The sequence below is a fragment of the Rathayibacter sp. AY1D9 genome, assembly GCF_002932395.1.
Taxonomy (GTDB): Bacteria; Actinomycetota; Actinomycetes; order Actinomycetales; family Microbacteriaceae; genus Rathayibacter.
The window spans coordinates 32,610-48,743 of record NZ_PSVQ01000015.1; the positions used below are offsets into that span (position 1 = coordinate 32,610).

Here is a 16,134-nt window from a genome sequence, read left to right on the forward strand (position 1 = left end):
TCACCCCGCTCCTGCGGGGAAGGCCGCTCGTCGCGAACGGGCGGCCCCCCGTGCGGGTGACCGCGGGTCGGGGACGACGAAGGCCCCGCCGGTGTCCCGACGGGGCCTTCGATCGTTCAGCTCACCTGGATCAGCTGTAGTTGCCCGGCTCGTAGCCGTCGCTCGAGAACGAGTCGAAGTCGACGAACGAGAGGTCGGCGTCGCTGAACGCGGCGTCGTCGGCGAAGATGCGGTTGGGGTACCGCTCGGCCTTCGCCTCCTCGGTCGCCTCGACCGACACGTTCCGGTACTTGGGCAGACCGGTTCCCGCCGGGATCAGCTTTCCGATGATCACGTTCTCCTTCAGGCCCATCAGCGGGTCGCGCTTGCCCTCCATGGCCGCCTGCGTCAGGACGCGGGTGGTCTCCTGGAAGGACGCGGCCGACAGCCACGACTCGGTCGCGAGCGAGGCCTTGGTGATGCCCATGACCTCCTGGCGGGCGGACGCGGTCCGCTTGCCCTCGGTCAGAGCCGCACGGTTGACCTCGCTGTAGCGCGAGCGGTCGACGAGCTCGCCCGGCAGCAGCTCCGTGTCGCCGTGGTCGACCACGGTGACCTTGCGGAGCATCTGACGCACGATGACCTCGATGTGCTTGTCGTGGATCGGGACACCCTGCGAGCGGTAGACGCCCTGGACGCCGCCCACCAGGTGCTTTTGGACCTCGCGGACGCCCAGCACGCGCAGGACCTCCTTGGGGTCGACCGTTCCGACGTGCAGCTGCTGCCCGAGCTCGACGTGCTGGCCGTCCTCGATGAGGAGCTGCGAGCGCTTGAGCACCGGGTAGATGACCGCCTCGTCGCCGTTGTCCGGCTGGAGGATGACGCGGCGGGCACGGTCGGTGTCCTCGATGGTGATCCGGCCGGCGGCCTCCGCGATCGGCGACGCGCCCTTGGGGGTGCGGGCCTCGAAGAGCTCCTGCACGCGGGGAAGACCCTGCGTGATGTCGTCGGCCGAGGCCGATCCACCGGTGTGGAAGGTGCGCATCGTGAGCTGCGTGCCGGGCTCGCCGATCGACTGGGCCGCGATGATGCCGACGGCCTCTCCGATGTCGACGAGCTTGCCGGTGGCGAGCGAGCGGCCGTAGCAGGCCGCGCAGACGCCGACGGCGGACTCGCAGGTCAGGACGGAGCGCACCTTGATGTGGCGCACGCCCGCTCCGACCAGCTTCTCGATGAGCACGTCGCCCACGTCCTCGCCGGCCTCGGCGACGAGCTCGCCGGCCTCGTTCGACGCCGGGGTGGCGAGCGAACGGGCGTAGACGGAGTTCTCGACGTTGGAGTCCTTGATCCAGGCGCCGGTGGCGTCCTGGAGCATGATCGGCAGGTCGAGGCCCTTCGACGTGCCGCAGTCCTCCTCGCGGATGATGACGTCCTGCGAGACGTCGACGAGTCGACGCGTCAGGTAGCCCGAGTCCGCGGTGCGGAGCGCGGTGTCGGCCAGGCCCTTGCGGGCACCGTGCGTGGCGATGAAGTACTCGGCGACCGACAGGCCCTCGCGGTACGAGGAGATGATCGGTCGGGCGATGATCTCGCCCTTCGGGTTGTTCACCAGGCCTCGCATGCCGGCGATGTTGCGCACCTGCAGCCAGTTGCCGCGGGCACCGGAGGTGACCATGCGGTTGATGGTGTTGTCCGTCGGGAAGTTCGCGCGCATGGCCTTGGCGACCTCGTCGGTCGCCTCGGTCCAGATCTTCACGAGCTCCTGGCGGCGCTCGGCCTGAGTGGTCAGACCCTTGTCGTACTCGGACTCGACCTTCGCGGCCTTCTTCTCGTAGCCCGCGATGATCTCGGGCTTCGACGGAGGCGTGAGGATGTCGGACAGCGCCACGGTGACACCCGAGCGGGTGGCCCAGTAGAAGCCGGCGTCCTTGATCCGGTCGAGGGAGGCGGCGACCTCCACCTTCGGGTAGCGCTCCGCGAGGTCGTTGACGATCCCGGAGATGGTCGTCTTGTCGGCGACCTGCTCGAAGTAGGGGTAGTCGACCGGCAGCGCCTCGTTGAAGAGGGCGCGGCCGAGCGTGGTCTCGAGGAGGACCGGCGCGGTGACCTTGCCGTTCTCGTCGATCTCGACGCCCTCGGGTGCCTGACCCTGCGCGAAGTACACGTCCGACATGCGGATCCGGACCTTCGAGTTCAGGTGCAGCGAGCCCTGGTCCTTCGCGAGGATCGCCTCCGAGACGGAGGAGAACGCGCGGCCCTCGCCGGCGGCGCCCTCGCGGATCGTCGTCAGGTGGTGGAGGCCGATGATCATGTCCTGCGTGGGCAGGGTGACCGGACGGCCGTCCGAGGGCTTGAGGATGTTGTTCGACGCGAGCATCAGGATGCGCGCCTCGGCCTGGGCCTCGACGGACAGCGGCAGGTGGACGGCCATCTGGTCGCCGTCGAAGTCCGCGTTGAACGCGGCGCAGACGAGCGGGTGCAGCTGGATCGCCTTGCCCTCGACCAGCTGGGGCTCGAACGCCTGGATGCCGAGACGGTGCAGCGTGGGCGCACGGTTCAGCAGGACGGGGCGCTCGCGGATGATCTCCTCGAGCACGTCCCACACCTGCGGGCGCGAGCGCTCCACCATGCGCTTGGCGGCCTTGATGTTCTGCGCGTGCGACAGGTCGATCAGGCGCTTGATCACGAACGGCTTGAACAGCTCCAGCGCCATCTGCTTGGGCAGACCGCACTGGTGCAGCTTGAGCTGCGGGCCGACGATGATGACCGAGCGTCCCGAGTAGTCGACGCGCTTGCCCAGCAGGTTCTGGCGGAAGCGACCCTGCTTTCCCTTGAGCATGTCGCTCAGGGACTTGAGGGCGCGGTTGCCGGTTCCGGTGACGGGGCGGCCGCGGCGGCCGTTGTCGAAGAGGGCGTCGACCGCCTCCTGGAGCATGCGCTTCTCGTTGTTCACGATGATCTCGGGGGCACCGAGGTCGAGCAGGCGGCGGAGTCGGTTGTTGCGGTTGATCACGCGACGGTAGAGGTCGTTCAGGTCGCTGGTCGCGAACCGGCCTCCGTCGAGCTGCACCATCGGGCGCAGCTCCGGCGGGATGACCGGGACGACGTCGAGGACCATCGCGGCCGGCGAGTTGCCGGTGGCGAGGAACGAGTTGACGACGCGCAGGCGCTTGATGGCGCGGATCTTCTTCTGACCCTTGCCCTCGGCGATCTGCAGGTGCAGCGTCTCGGCCTCGGCCTGGAGGTCGAACTGCTCGAGGCGCTTCTTGATCGCCTCGGCGCCCATGTAGGCCTCGAAGTAGACGCCGTACCGGTCGACGAGCTCGTTGAAGACCGCGTCCTCGGGCTTGAGGTCGCCGACCTTGAGGGTGCGGAACTGCTCCCACACGCTCTCGAGCCGCGCGATGTCCTCGTCGAAGGACTTGCGGATCTGGCCCATCTCCTTCTCGGCGCCGTCCTTCGTGCGGCGCTTCTGGTCGCTCTTGGCGCCCTCCGCCTCCAGGGCGGCGAGGTCGGTCTCCAGGCGCGCCAGGCGGTCCGCGATGCGGGAGTCGCGCTGGTCCGAGAGGGTCTTGATCTCGAGCCGGAGCTCGTTCTCGAGCCCGGGCATGTCGGCGTGACGGCCGTCGTCGTCCACGTCGATGATCATGTACGCCGCGAAGTAGATGACCTTCTCGAGGTCCTTCGGCGCCATGTCCAGCAGGTATCCGAGGCGCGAGGGGACGCCCTTGAAGTACCAGATGTGGGTGACGGGGGCGGCGAGCTCGATGTGGCCCATCCGCTCGCGGCGGACCGAGGACTTGGTGACCTCGACGCCGCAGCGCTCGCAGACGATGCCCTTGAAGCGGACTCGCTTGTACTTGCCGCAGGAGCACTCCCAGTCGCGAGAGGGTCCGAAGATCTGCTCGCCGAACAGGCCGTCCTTCTCGGGCTTCAGGGTGCGGTAGTTGATGGTCTCGGGCTTCTTCACTTCACCGTGCGACCAGCGACGGATGTCATCGGCCGTTGCGAGGCCGATGCGCAGCTCATCGAAAGTGGTTACGTCGAGCAATGTTTTCTCCTTGTCGGAAAACAGGGTGTCTCGTCAGAGACGGGAGGTCGTCAGATGCTGGCGCGGATCAGATGTCGTCGACGGAGGACGACTCGAACCGGGAGGAGATGTTGATGCCGAGCTCTTCCGCGGCGCGGTAGACCTCGTCATCGGTGTCGCGCAGGCTGACCGCGGTGCCGTCGGCCGAGAGGACCTCGACGTTCAGGCACAGGGACTGCATCTCCTTGATGAGGACCTTGAAGGACTCCGGGATGCCGGGCTCCTGGATGTTCTCGCCCTTGACGATGGCCTCGTACACCTTCACGCGGCCGAGGATGTCGTCCGACTTGATGGTGAGGAGCTCCTGGAGGGCGTAGGCGGCGCCGTAGGCCTCGAGGGCCCACACCTCCATCTCGCCGAAGCGCTGTCCGCCGAACTGCGCCTTACCACCGAGCGGCTGCTGGGTGATCATCGAGTACGGGCCCGTCGAGCGCGCGTGGATCTTGTCGTCGACGAGGTGGTGCAGCTTCAGGATGTACATGTAGCCGACCGAGACCGGGTCCGGGAAGGGCTCCCCGGAGCGGCCGTCGAACAGCTGCGTCTTGCCGGACGAGCCGATCAGGCGCTCTCCGTCGCGCGTCGGGGTGGTGGAGTCGAGGAGCCCTGCGAGCTCCTCCTCCGCCGCACCGTCGAAGACGGGGGTCGCGACCTTGGTGCCGGGCGCCGCCTCGCGGGCGTGCTCGGGCAGGCGCGCGGCCCACTCCGGCTGACCCTCGACCTTCCAGCCCTGCTTCGCGATCCACCCGAGGTGGATCTCGAGGACCTGGCCGAAGTTCATGCGGCCGGGGACGCCGAGCGGGTTGAGGACGATGTCGACCGGGGTGCCGTCGGCGAGGAACGGCATGTCCTCGACCGGCAGGATCTTCGAGATGACGCCCTTGTTGCCGTGGCGGCCGGCGAGCTTGTCGCCCTCGGTGATCTTGCGCTTCTGGGCGATGTAGACGACCACGCGCTGGTTGACGCCCGAGCCGAGCTCGTCGTCGCCGTCCTGCGCGTCGAACACCTTGACGCCGATGATCGTGCCCTGCTCGCCGTGGGGCACCTTCAGCGACGTGTCGCGGACCTCGCGGCTCTTCTCGTTGAAGATCGCGCGGAGCAGGCGCTCCTCGGCCGAGAGCTCGGTCTCGCCCTTGGGCGTGACCTTGCCGACGAGGATGTCGCCGGGGCGGACCTCGGCGCCGATGCGGATGATGCCGCGCTCGTCCAGGTCGGCCAGGAGCTCCGGGCTGACGTTGGGGAGGTCGCGGGTGATCTCCTCCTTGCCGAGCTTGGTGTCGCGGGCGTCGACCTCGTACTCCTCGATGTGGATCGAGGAGAGGACGTCGTCCTTCACCAGGTTCTGGCTGAGGATGATCGCGTCCTCGAAGTTGTGGCCCTCCCACGGCATGAACGCGACGAGCAGGTTCTTGCCCAGCGCGAGCTCGCCGTTCTCGGTGGCGGGGCCGTCGGCGACGACCTCGCCGACCTCGATGCGCTCGCCGGCCGAGACGACCACGCGGTTGTTGTACGAGGTGCCCTGGTTGGAGCGGTCGAACTTGCGGAGGAAGTAGGTCTGCGTGCCGCCCTCGTCCAGCTGGACGGTGACGGAGTCGGCGGAGACCTCCTGGACGACACCGGCCTTGTCGGCGGTGATGACGTCGCCGGCGTCGATGGCCGCGAATCCCTCCATGCCGGTTCCGACGACGGGCGACTCGCTGCGCAGCAGCGGGACGGCCTGACGCTGCATGTTCGCGCCCATGAGCGCGCGGTTCGCGTCGTCGTGCTCGAGGAACGGGATCAGCGAGGTCGCGACCGAGACCATCTGGCGCGGCGAGACGTCCATGTAGTGGACGCGCTCGGCGTCGACGAGCTCGACCTCTCCGCCCTTGGGGCGGACCAGGACCTTGCCCTCCGCGAAGCGGAAGTCCTTCGTGAGGGGGGCGTTCGCCTGGGCGACCAGGTACTCGTCCTCCTCGGACGCGGTGAGGTAGTCGATCTGCGAGGTGACGGTGCCGTCGACGACCTTGCGGTACGGGGTCTCGATGAAGCCGAACGAGTTGATGCGCGCGAAGGACGCGAGCGATCCGATCAGGCCGATGTTCGGGCCTTCCGGGGTCTCGATCGGGCACATGCGGCCGTAGTGCGAGGGGTGGACGTCGCGGACCTCGACGCCGGCGCGCTCGCGGGAGAGTCCGCCGGGGCCGAGCGCCGACAGGCGGCGCTTGTGGGTCAGACCCGCGAGCGGGTTGTTCTGGTCCATGAACTGCGACAGCTGGCTGGTCCCGAAGAACTCCTTGATCGCGGCGACGACGGGGCGCACGTTGATCAGGGTCTGCGGGGTGATCGCCTCGATGTCCTGCGTGGTCATGCGCTCGCGGACGACGCGCTCCATGCGGGACAGTCCGGTGCGGACCTGGTTCTGGATCAGCTCGCCGACCGCGCGGATTCGGCGGTTGCCGAAGTGGTCGATGTCGTCGACGTCGAGACGCAGCTCGACCGACTCGCCGTCGCGCACGCCGGGGAGGGCGGTGCGGCCGTCGTGCAGGGCGACCAGGTACTTGATGGTCGCGATGATGTCCTCGACCGTGAGCACCGAGTCGGACAGCGCCTTGTCGATGCCGAGCTTGCGGTTGATCTTGTAGCGGCCGACCTTCGCGAGGTCGTAGCGCTTGGAGTTGAAGTAGAAGTTGTCCAGCAGCGCGCGGGCGGCCTCGGCGGCGACCTGCTCGCCCGGACGGAGCTTGCGGTAGATGTCGCGGAGGGCGTCCTCCTTGGTGAGGATGTTGTCCTTCTCGAGGGTCAGCTCGATCGACTCGTAGCCGGCGAACTGCTCGAGGATCTCCTCGCTCGTGAGGCCGAGGGCCTTGAGGAACACGGTGACCGACTGCTTGCGCTTGCGGTCGATGCGCACGCCGACCTGGTCGCGCTTGTCGATCTCGAACTCGAGCCAGGCGCCGCGGCTCGGGATGACGCGGGCGGAGTAGATGTCCTTGTCGGACGTCTTCTCCTGCTGGCGCTCGAAGTAGACGCCGGGGCTGCGCACGAGCTGGGACACGACGACACGCTCGGTGCCGTTGATGATGAACGTGCCCTTCTCGGTCATCAGCGGGAAGTCGCCCATGAAGACCGTCTGGGTCTTGATCTCACCCGTGAGGTGGTTCATGAACTCGGCCTCGACGTACAGCGGAGCGGCGTAGGTCTTGCCGCGCTCCTTGCACTCCTCGATCGTGTACTTCTCGGGCTCGAGGTACGGGTTCGTGAAGCTCAGCTGCATCGTCTCGCTGAGGTCCTCGATCGGGGAGATCTCCTCGAAGATCTCGTCGAGGCCGGAGTTGGCGGGGAGGTCCTCCCGGCCGGCGGCCTTCGCCTCGGCGACGCGGGTCTTCCACGCCTCCGAGCCGACGAGCCAGTCGAAGCTCTCGGTCTGCAGCGCGAGCAGATCCGGAACGGTCAGGGTGTCGCTGATCTTGGCGAACGAGAGACGCGAAGCTCCGCGTCCGTTCTTGGGTGAGGTGGTGGTCGCGGTGGACGCAGCAGCCAAGGAAGGAACCTCCGTAGACCCTCGCGGGTCTCAATCTGTGGGATGTGTGGAGTGGGCTCCCGCCGGACGGGCCGCCACCCCTGCCCGCACGCCGTGCGGACCGAGGCGACTCGGTCTTGGGGGCGGGGCTAGAGTGTGGCAACGGCATCCACCATCTGATGCCGGGTTCCGGTGACCTGCCGACCGCGATATGAGGGCATGGGTACTCGGGAGCGCAAAGTACGAATATAGCCGCATCGCGCCACGCCGCGCAAGTGCGGATGCTTGCGCCGCCCCGCGGGGTCCGGTATACGAGGCCACGGCCTCCCGGACCGATCCGACCGGGCCGGGCGCGGAGCCCCGCCGTCCCGCCGCCGCGGCAGACTGGTCGGATGCAGGAACGCACCGGCCGCCGACGCGGAGACGACTCCGAGCACCCCCGCGCCGTGCTCGCCAGCGGGTACACCGCGCGGATCGAGCCCGACCGCCACTCGCCCGAGGCGGCGACCCTGGTCGTCGACGGCACTCCGCAGTCGCACGTCGACCTCGCGGATCCGACGCACCTCTCGTTCGAGTACGTCCGCCGGATCGGCCACGCGATCGACCTCGTCGCCCCCGAGGGCGAGAGCGTCACGGCGCTCCACCTGGGCGCCGGAGCGCTGACCCTCCCCCGCTACGTCGCCGCGACCCGGCCGGGCTCGCGCCAGCAGGTCGTCGAGATCGAGGGCGCTCTGGTCGAGCTGGTGCGCGAGGCGCTCCCGCTCCCCCGCGGGGCGCAGATCCGCATCCGCCAGGGCGACGCCCGCGAGGTGCTCGGCAAGCTGCCGCCCGGGCTGCGCGGCACGGTCGACGTGGTCGTCGTCGACATCTTCTCGGGCGCGCGCACTCCCGCGCACGTGACCAGCGCCGAGTTCTACGGGGCGATCGCGCCGCTGCTCGCCCCCGGCGGCCTGGTCGCGGTGAACGTGGCCGACGGCGGCGCGCTCGCCTTCGCCCGCGCCCAGGCCGCGACGCTCGCCTCCGTCTTCGCGCACACCGCGATCATGACCGACACCCAGATGCTCAAGGCCAAGCGCTTCGGGAACGTGGTGATGCTCGCCTCGGCCGATCCGCTGCCGCTCGACGGCCTGCCGCGGCGCCTCGCCTCCGACCCCGCGCCCTCCAAGCTGGTGCAGGGGCGGGAGCTCGAGAACTTCATCGCCGGCGCCCTCGTCGTCACGGACGAGACCGCCACCCCGTCGCCGCTGCCGGCGCGGAGCATCTTCCAGGTGCGACGGGGCTGACCCGGGCCGCGCGTCGGGGCGCCGTCCGGGGACCCGCCGGTACACTCGACGCCGGGGTCAGCGACCCCGACCGTCCTCTCGTCCGCCGCGCGCGACGATCCGGATCCGCACTCCACGAGGAAGCATCGCCCTGAGCATCATCATCCGCCACGACCCCGCGACCCTCCACGAGGAGATCGACGTCGACGCCGCCCAGGAGCGCCTGGAGGAGATCGGCGCGCTGCGCAGCCTCGCCGCGCTCACCGAGAAGGCGGAGCTGCTGCGCCTGCTCGGGCGCGTCGACGAGGCGTGGGACCTCGCGAACGAGGCCGTCCGCCGCACCCGCTTCTCCGGCGACCGCGCCGAGCTGCTCACCGCCCGCGTCCGCCGCGCCCGCCTCATGCAGCTGCGGGGCCGCACCGACGAGGCCCTCTCGGAGCTCGCGCTCTGCGTCGAGGAGGCCCGCACGCACGAGTGGCACCTCGAGCACTCCTTCGCGCTCAAGCACCGCGGCCTCACCTTCTTCGAGCTGGGCGAGTACGGCCGGGCGATGCGCGACTTCGACGCCGCGACCGCCCTCGGCGAGCGCGTCGGGGTCCCCGAGGAGGAGCTCGAGGTCGCCCGCCTGGGCTACGCCGCCGCCTCCGAGTTCCAGGACGGGACCGACCGCGAAGCCCGCACCGACGGCACCGCCCGCGGCCGCCGCCGCGCCGACGGCGACGAGTCCTAGGCAGCGCCGCCGGTGGCCGACCTCGAGGACGTGGCCCGCTGGGCCGACGCGCTGATCGAGGAGCACCTCGACCCCTCCTGGTCCTTCGCGCTCGACCACGCGCGCACCCGCGGCGGCGCCTGCCACTGGACGCGCCGCCGGATCACGGTCTCGCGCCACCTCGCCGCCCGCTGGAGCGACGAGGAGGTCCGGCAGACCCTCCTGCACGAGGTCGCTCACGCGCTCGCGGGGCCCGACGCCGGGCACGGACCGCAGTGGCGGCGGATCGCGGCGCGGCTCGGCTACACGGGATCGCGCACCCACAGCAACCCGACCGCGGACGAGCTCGCACCGTGGGTCGGCACCTGCCCGGGCGGACACCTCTTCTACCGCCATCGCCGGCCCACCCGGCCCCTGGCCTGCGGCCGCTGCGCGCGCCGGTTCGAGCCCGCGAACGCGATCCAGTGGCGGCGCCGACCGGTCCCGGCGCCGTGACCCCGGACGAGGCCCCGCACGGCGGGCGCACGCCGGTCACCGGGCAGTGGCTCCCCGAGGCCGACGGCCGGCGCTGGTGGTTCGACTCCGGGAGCCTCGCACTCGACTTCGCCACGACCGGAGCACTGCCTCCGGGAGCGGCCGAGCACCTCGACTCCGATGCCGCCCTGGCCGCCTGGCTCGCCGAGCGCTTCGAGGCGGTCGTCCCCGAGAGCCGGGACGCGCGCCTCGACGACGCGCTGATGCTCCGAGGCGCTATCGCCCGGCTGGCCGTCGCGGCCGAGGCGGGCACCGCGCTCGACCCGCGCGACGTCGACGTGGTCAACCTGGTCGCGGCGATGCCCGACATCCCACCGGTGCTGGGCGGAGGGTCGCGGCAGGCAGGACGGCTCCATGCGGCGGGCAGGCAGGCGCTCGCGTCCATCGCCCGGGAGGCCGTGGGGCTGCTGGGCCCGGCCGTGGCCGGACGGCTGAGGCGCTGCGCGGATCCGGAGTGCCGGATGCTCTACCTCGACACGTCCCGCGCCGGCTCGCGCCGCTGGTGCTCGATGCAGCGCTGCGGGAACCGGTCGAAGGTCCGGGCCTACCGGGCGCGCGCCGCAACCCCGCGCGGCTGACGCACCGCCGCGGCACCGGGAGCGGCGCCGCGGCGGGACGGGTCAGTCGGAGACGCGGACCGAGCGGTCGAAGGCGACGTAGCCCGAGAAGTCCTTGCCGACGCGGTCGAACGCCGTCGGGTAGGGGTGCGGGTACGACCAGGCCTTGTCCTTCTGCAGGCCGTCGCCGGTCTGCACCGAGAAGTACTGGCACTCGCCCTTCCACGGGCAGGTGTAGGGCGTGGGGCTCTCGACGAGCACGCCCTCGGCGATGCTCGACGGCGGGAAGTACCAGTTGCCCTCGATCGAGATCAGGTCGGAGTCGGGGGCGTCGGCGAGGACGACGTCGTTGAGGACGGCTTTCATGCGGGCCAGCTTTCGGTCGGGGCGGGGGGCGGAGGGACCGCCTCCGCCGAACGCTACGCCGGGGGCGGGCGAGTGGTCGAGGCGGCGGCTCGGATCCGCAGGGGCTTGTGCGCTCCGCGGACGCCCTGCACCTCTCGGAGGCCGCGCCCGCCGGAGCGGCGGGTCAGCGGAGGACCGCCACCTCGTCGACGGTGTCGACCCGGGCGGCGGCGCGGACCTCGTCCGCCCGCCCCTCGGCGGCGAGCAGGCGGCCGGACTCGGACGCGGTGAGCAGATGCGCGCACGCCCGGCGCAGGCCCTCGTAGGACGCGCAGGCCACCGCGGCCTCGGGCGAGACGTGGTCGATGCCCAGCCCGATGAGCGCGTCGACGACGGCGCCGGCCGCCAGCTGGTCCTCCATCGCGAACCGCGCCGCTCCGCTGTCGTCGACGTCGCCGAGTGCGATCACGTTGACGCTGGTGCGCCCGCCGTTCTCGTGCTGGCGCTCCAGGATCCAGCGGGCGACGGCCGAGCGGTCGGCCAGGCCCGCGCGGACGACGCGGCCCTCCACTCCCCCGAGGTCGGGGCTCTCGCCTCCGGGCAGAGCGTCGACGAGCACCGTGACGTGGGCTGGGGCGAGCACGCGGAGGGCGCGGGCCCCCCACTCGAAGCGGATCTGGTAGGTCGACTGGTCGACGGAGGCGGCGGGAGCGGTCACCCTGACACGGTAGCGAGCCCCGGAGGCGCATACACGTCCGGGGCTCCGCGCGCACCCGGTTCCCGCGCAGGGGCGGGCGGAGGAGGATGTCCCTCGTGAAGGTGATGCTCAAGCACGTGCTCGACACCGACGCCGACTCCGCCTGGCGCGCCCTGCAGAGTCCGGCCGTGTTCCGGGAGGTGATGTCCCCTCTCCTGACCGCCGCGTCGCTGGACGAGGGCGGCTTCCGCCCGACCTGGGGGCTCGGCTCCCACGAGGTCGCGATGGACGCCCTCGGGATCGTGCCGATGGGCGCGCAGGAGATCGACCTCTCCTACCGCCGCGTCCCCTCGATGCCCGACGTGCGGATCCTGCGCGACAGCGGCGGGCCCCTCACGGGCTCCCTCCGCCTCATCACCGCGTGGGACCACCGCATGGCCGTGGCCCCGCTCCCTGACGGGCGCACGCTCTTCCGCGACCGCCTCGAGTTCTCGGCGGGTCTCGCCTCGGCCGCGCTCTGGCCTTCGATGTGGGCGTTCTGGCAGTGGCGCGGCATCCGCATCCGCTCCCTCGCCCCGTCCTGGCGCCACGATCTCGGTGCCGACACCCGCCCGCGCGGGGAGTCCGCCGCATGAGCCCCGACGGCGTCGCCGAGGAGGAGACCGAGCTGTCGCGCTCGGAGCTCCTGCGCCTCCAGTGGCCCTCCGCCGACGAGGAAGAGCAGGACGACGACGGCGTCTCGCCCCGCCGCCGCCTCACGACGGCGGTCGAGGTGTCGGACTGGCGCCGCCATGTCCAGGCCCTCTACGCGGAGGTGCGCCGACTCTCGAACGTGGACCTGCTCGCCGCGCACGCGTCCTGGATCCGCGGGCGCAACGCGCTCTTCGCGCAGCACCCCTCCACCCCCCTCCTCCCGGCCGACCGCGCGCACTTCCGCTCGCTGCCGATCGCGCCCTACGACGCGGCCTGGCGCTTCGAGCTCGAGGTGGCCCCGGCCGAGGAGGCGCGGCGGATGGACGTGGAGACCGGCACCGACGGCACCGTCCCCTTCGAGCTGATCGGCACGGTTGAGGTGCCGGACACCGGCAGCCTCGACGTCTGGCGCCTGGCGTCCTACGGCGGAGGCCTGTTCCTGCCGGTCAAGGACGCCCTCGCGGGGACACCCGGCGGCACCTACGGCGGTGGCCGCTACCTCCTGGACACCGTGAAGGGCGCCGACCTCGGCCCGGGCTCCGCCCCGGGGACGCTGGTGCTCGACTTCAACTTCGCCTACAACCCCTCCTGCGCCTACGACCCGGCCTGGGCCTGCCCGCTCGCCCAGGCGGGCAACCGGCTGCCGGTCGAGGTGCCGGTCGGCGAGCGCTACCGGGGCTGACACCGACCCTGGACGTTCTCGGAGGGGCGGCCGATAGCCTCCGGGCGGCGCCGTCGTGCGCCGGAAAGCAGGAAAGCCGCATGCCCCGTCCCGTCCTCCTCGTCACCGGAACCTCCACCGGCATCGGCCGCGCCACCGCGATCGAGGCCGCGCGCGCGGGCTGGCGGGTGGTCGCCACAGTGCGGGATCCGGAGCGGGCGGAGGGCCTGCGCGCCGCCGCCGCCGAGGCCCGCGTCGAGCTCGACCTGCGGGCGCTCGACGTGACCGACGCGGACTCCGTCGCCGGCTGCCTCCGCGCCGTGGAGGAGGAGCTCGGCGGTCTCGACGCCCTCGTGAACAACGCCGGAGCCGGCCACCTCGGCACCCTCGAGCTGGAGGATCCGGAGGAGCTGCGCCGCGTGATGGAGGTCAACTTCTTCGGCACCGTCGCGGTCACCCGCGCCGCGATGCCGATGCTGCGCTCGTCCCGCGGCCGCATCGTCACCGTCTCGAGCGTCGGCGGCGCGATCGGGCAGCCGTTCAACGAGGACTACTGCGCGGCGAAGTTCGCGGTCGAGGGGTTCTTCGAGGCGCTCGCCCCGGTCGCCGCCTCCGTCGGCGTCCACGTGTCGCTGATCGAGCCGGGAGCGGTCCGCAGCAGCTTCGTCGAGAACGTCGGCATCGACGCGGCGGCGATGCTCGCGCAGGCCGGCCCCTACTCGCCGGCGCTCGGCGCCTACCTCGACCGCGCCGCGTCGTCCTTCTCCTCGACCCACGCGCAGGACCCGTCCGACGTCGCCGCCGTCATCCTGAAGACCCTGCGCGACCCGGAGCCGGCCTTCCGCGTGCAGACCTCGGACTGGGCGGGCGACTTCGTCGGGACCAAGCTGAGCGACCGCGACGGCTCCCGCGTGCAGGCCGCGATGCGCGGATGGATCGGCATCCACTAGAGTGGGATGGTGCGAGCGCAGCGACTGCGCTCCCCCGCGTCGTAGAACGCCCCTTGTCCCCTAGGACTCTGACCGTCGAGGATCCGTCCCGACCATCTGGCGCACGTGCATGAGGCCCCCGGCCGCGCGCACCGAATCGTACGGCGAACGGATGTGACCACCGTCACCTTCGCCCGAACGCCGATCACCCGCGCCCCGGCCACCGCCCGCGCGTCCTCGATCGGCATGATGCCCCCGAAAGGCACCACTCCATGTCGAACACCCCCCTCTCCTTCAGCGCCCTCGGCGTGCCGGCCCCCCTCGTGGCTGCGCTCACCGCGAGCGGCATCACCGAGCCCTTCCCGATCCAGGTCGACACGCTGCCCGACACCCTCGGCGGACGCGACGTCCTCGGCCGCGGCAAGACCGGCTCCGGCAAGACCCTCGCCTTCTCCATCCCGATGATCGCCCGACTCGGCGGCTCGCTCGCCGGCGGACGCCGCCGCCCCGGCCGCCCGCTCGGACTCGTCCTCGCGCCGACCCGCGAGCTCGCCACGCAGATCACCGCCGCGATGCAGCCCCTCGCCGACGCGTACGGCATCGTCACCACCACGATCTTCGGAGGCGTCTCGCAGCAGCGCCAGGTCGCCGCGCTCAAGCAGGGCGTCGACATCGTCGTGGCCTGCCCGGGCCGCCTCGAGGACCTGATGAAGCAGGGCTTCGTGAACCTCGACGCCGTCGAGATCACCGTCCTCGACGAGGCCGACCACATGGCCGACCTCGGCTTCCTGCCGGTCGTCACGCGCATCCTCGACAAGACCCCCCGCGGCGGGCAGCGCCTGCTGTTCTCCGCGACGCTCGACAACGGCGTGGACAAGCTGGTCAAGAAGTACCTCCAGAACGAGGTGCTCCACTCGGTCGACGAGGCCAACTCGCCGGTCGCGCTGATGACCCACCACGTGTTCGAGGTCGACGGCCTCGACGCCAAGAACGCTCTCGTGAAGACGCTCGCGTCCGGCACCGGCCGCCGCATCCTCTTCATGCGCACCAAGCACCACGCGAAGAAGCTCGCCAAGCAGCTCACCGGCCAGGGCATCCCCGCGGTCGACCTGCACGGCAACCTCTCGCAGGTCGCCCGCGACCGGAACCTCGCCGCGTTCGGCGCCGGCACCGTCAAGGTCCTCGTCGCCACCGACGTCGCCGCCCGCGGTGTGCACGTCGACGACGTCGAGCTCGTCATCCACGTCGACCCGCCGATGGAGCACAAGGCGTACCTGCACCGCTCGGGCCGCACCGCCCGCGCCGGCAGCGAGGGAGACGTCGTCACCGTCGTCCTGCCCACGCAGCGCAGCGACGTGAAGACCCTCCTCCGCAAGGCCGCGATCCAGGTCGCGCCCCAGCAGGTGACGGCCGACTCGGCCGCCGTCGCGAAGCTCGTCGGCGACGTCGCTCCGTACGTCACCCCCAGCGCCGTCGTCGAGCCCGTCCGCGGCCAGTCGCAGGGCGGACGCTCGCAGGGCGCCAACGCGCAACGCAAGCGCGCGGCCCGCACCGAGGGCACCGCCGCACCCCGCGGCGGACGCTCGACGGGTGCCGCGACCGGCGGAGGCGACCGCCCCCGCCGCGACCGCACCGCCGCCGAGGGACCCGCCCGCGGCGGCGCCCGCGGAGGCCGCAGCCGCTCGGCCGCCGGTGCCCCCTCGACCTCGGGCGGATCGCGCTCGTTCTACAGCACCGCGACCGGCGGAGCGGCCTCGGCCGCTCCCGCCCGCGAGTCCGCCGGCGGCGGCGCCCGCCGCGGCGGCCGCCGCGCGCAGGGCTGAGTCCGATTGTGCGCCGCGGAGCGGCGCACCGCGGTCGGCTTCAAGCACGGTCGCGACGCGCAGAGCGTGTCGCGACCGGCTAGGCCGATCCGCTCGCACGCGGATCGACCGTTCGCCTCGCGGGCAGCCGCGGAGCGGCGCACCGCGGTCGGCTTCAAGCATGGTCGCGGCGCGCAGAGCGTGTCGCGACCGGCTAGGCCGATCCGCTCGCACGCGGATCGACCGTTCGCCTCGCGGGCAGCCGCGGAGCGGCGCACCGCGGTCGGCTTCAAGCATGGTCGCGGCGCGCAGAGCGTGTCGCGACCGGCTAGGCCGATCCGCTCGCACGCGGATCGACCGTTCGCCTCGCGGGCAGC

12 protein-coding genes are annotated in these 16,134 nt (G+C 71.5%); 8 read left to right on the plus strand and 4 right to left on the minus strand.

Annotated elements, in window-relative coordinates:
• Window positions 1-130: 130 nt before the first annotated feature.
• The gene (locus tag C5C50_RS08350) at window positions 131-4,030 is read right to left on the minus strand and encodes a DNA-directed RNA polymerase subunit beta' (protein ID WP_104224580.1); all 3,900 of its coding nucleotides are present in this window, start codon (window positions 4,028-4,030) and stop codon (window positions 131-133) included.
• Between the two features lie 67 nt (window positions 4,031-4,097).
• Complete coding sequence (gene rpoB, locus C5C50_RS08355) at window positions 4,098-7,589, minus strand: DNA-directed RNA polymerase subunit beta (RefSeq protein ID WP_104260909.1); 3,492 nt, start codon at window positions 7,587-7,589, stop codon at window positions 4,098-4,100.
• A 371-nt stretch (window positions 7,590-7,960) separates the two neighbouring features.
• On the opposite strand from rpoB, the gene C5C50_RS08360 reads away from it, so the two are divergent.
• The 4 genes from C5C50_RS08360 to C5C50_RS08375 all read left to right on the plus strand — a co-directional run bounded on the left by C5C50_RS08360 (window position 7,961) and on the right by C5C50_RS08375 (window position 10,651).
• Window positions 7,961-8,851 carry a spermidine synthase gene (locus C5C50_RS08360; RefSeq protein ID WP_104226766.1) on the plus strand — a complete coding sequence of 297 codons (891 nt, stop codon included), beginning with the start codon at window positions 7,961-7,963 and terminating at the stop codon, window positions 8,849-8,851.
• Window positions 8,852-9,230: 379 nt separating this feature from the next.
• A complete protein-coding gene (locus tag C5C50_RS16955) occupies window positions 9,231-9,560 on the plus strand; it encodes a hypothetical protein (RefSeq protein WP_181027192.1) in 330 nt (109 codons plus the stop codon).
• A 12-nt stretch (window positions 9,561-9,572) separates the two neighbouring features.
• Window positions 9,573-10,034, plus strand: coding sequence for a SprT-like domain-containing protein (locus tag C5C50_RS08370; RefSeq protein WP_104250885.1), 462 nt, complete (start codon window positions 9,573-9,575; stop codon window positions 10,032-10,034).
• The gene (locus C5C50_RS08375; RefSeq protein WP_258065684.1) at window positions 10,004-10,651 is read left to right on the plus strand and encodes a CGNR zinc finger domain-containing protein; all 648 of its coding nucleotides are present in this window, start codon (window positions 10,004-10,006) and stop codon (window positions 10,649-10,651) included. Before C5C50_RS08370 ends, C5C50_RS08375 begins: the two co-directional genes overlap by 31 nt.
• 42 nt (window positions 10,652-10,693) lie before the next feature.
• Here C5C50_RS08375 and C5C50_RS08380 read toward each other — a convergent pair whose 3' ends face one another.
• Both C5C50_RS08380 and C5C50_RS08385 read right to left on the minus strand, forming a co-directional pair.
• Entirely contained in the window at window positions 10,694-10,996 is a 303-nt protein-coding gene (locus C5C50_RS08380; protein WP_104224584.1) for a DUF427 domain-containing protein, read from the minus strand.
• A gap of 163 nt (window positions 10,997-11,159) precedes the next feature.
• Window positions 11,160-11,693, minus strand: coding sequence for a 2-phosphosulfolactate phosphatase (locus C5C50_RS08385; protein ID WP_104233930.1), 534 nt, complete (start codon window positions 11,691-11,693; stop codon window positions 11,160-11,162).
• Window positions 11,694-11,779: 86 nt separating this feature from the next.
• Here C5C50_RS08385 and C5C50_RS08390 point away from each other — a divergent pair, with 86 nt between their 5' ends.
• From C5C50_RS08390 to C5C50_RS08405, 4 genes are all read left to right on the plus strand, one after another.
• Complete coding sequence (locus C5C50_RS08390) at window positions 11,780-12,307, plus strand: hypothetical protein (protein WP_244248113.1); 528 nt, start codon at window positions 11,780-11,782, stop codon at window positions 12,305-12,307.
• Complete coding sequence (locus C5C50_RS08395; RefSeq protein ID WP_104226769.1) at window positions 12,304-13,047, plus strand: DUF1684 domain-containing protein; 744 nt, start codon at window positions 12,304-12,306, stop codon at window positions 13,045-13,047. The genes C5C50_RS08390 and C5C50_RS08395 overlap by 4 nt, the downstream gene beginning before the upstream one ends.
• Before the next feature lie 80 nt (window positions 13,048-13,127).
• Entirely contained in the window at window positions 13,128-13,976 is an 849-nt protein-coding gene (locus tag C5C50_RS08400; protein ID WP_104233932.1) for an SDR family oxidoreductase, read from the plus strand.
• Window positions 13,977-14,227: 251 nt separating this feature from the next.
• Window positions 14,228-15,778 carry a DEAD/DEAH box helicase gene (locus C5C50_RS08405; protein ID WP_104225114.1) on the plus strand — a complete coding sequence of 517 codons (1,551 nt, stop codon included), beginning with the start codon at window positions 14,228-14,230 and terminating at the stop codon, window positions 15,776-15,778.
• Window positions 15,779-16,134: the final 356 nt, after the last annotated feature.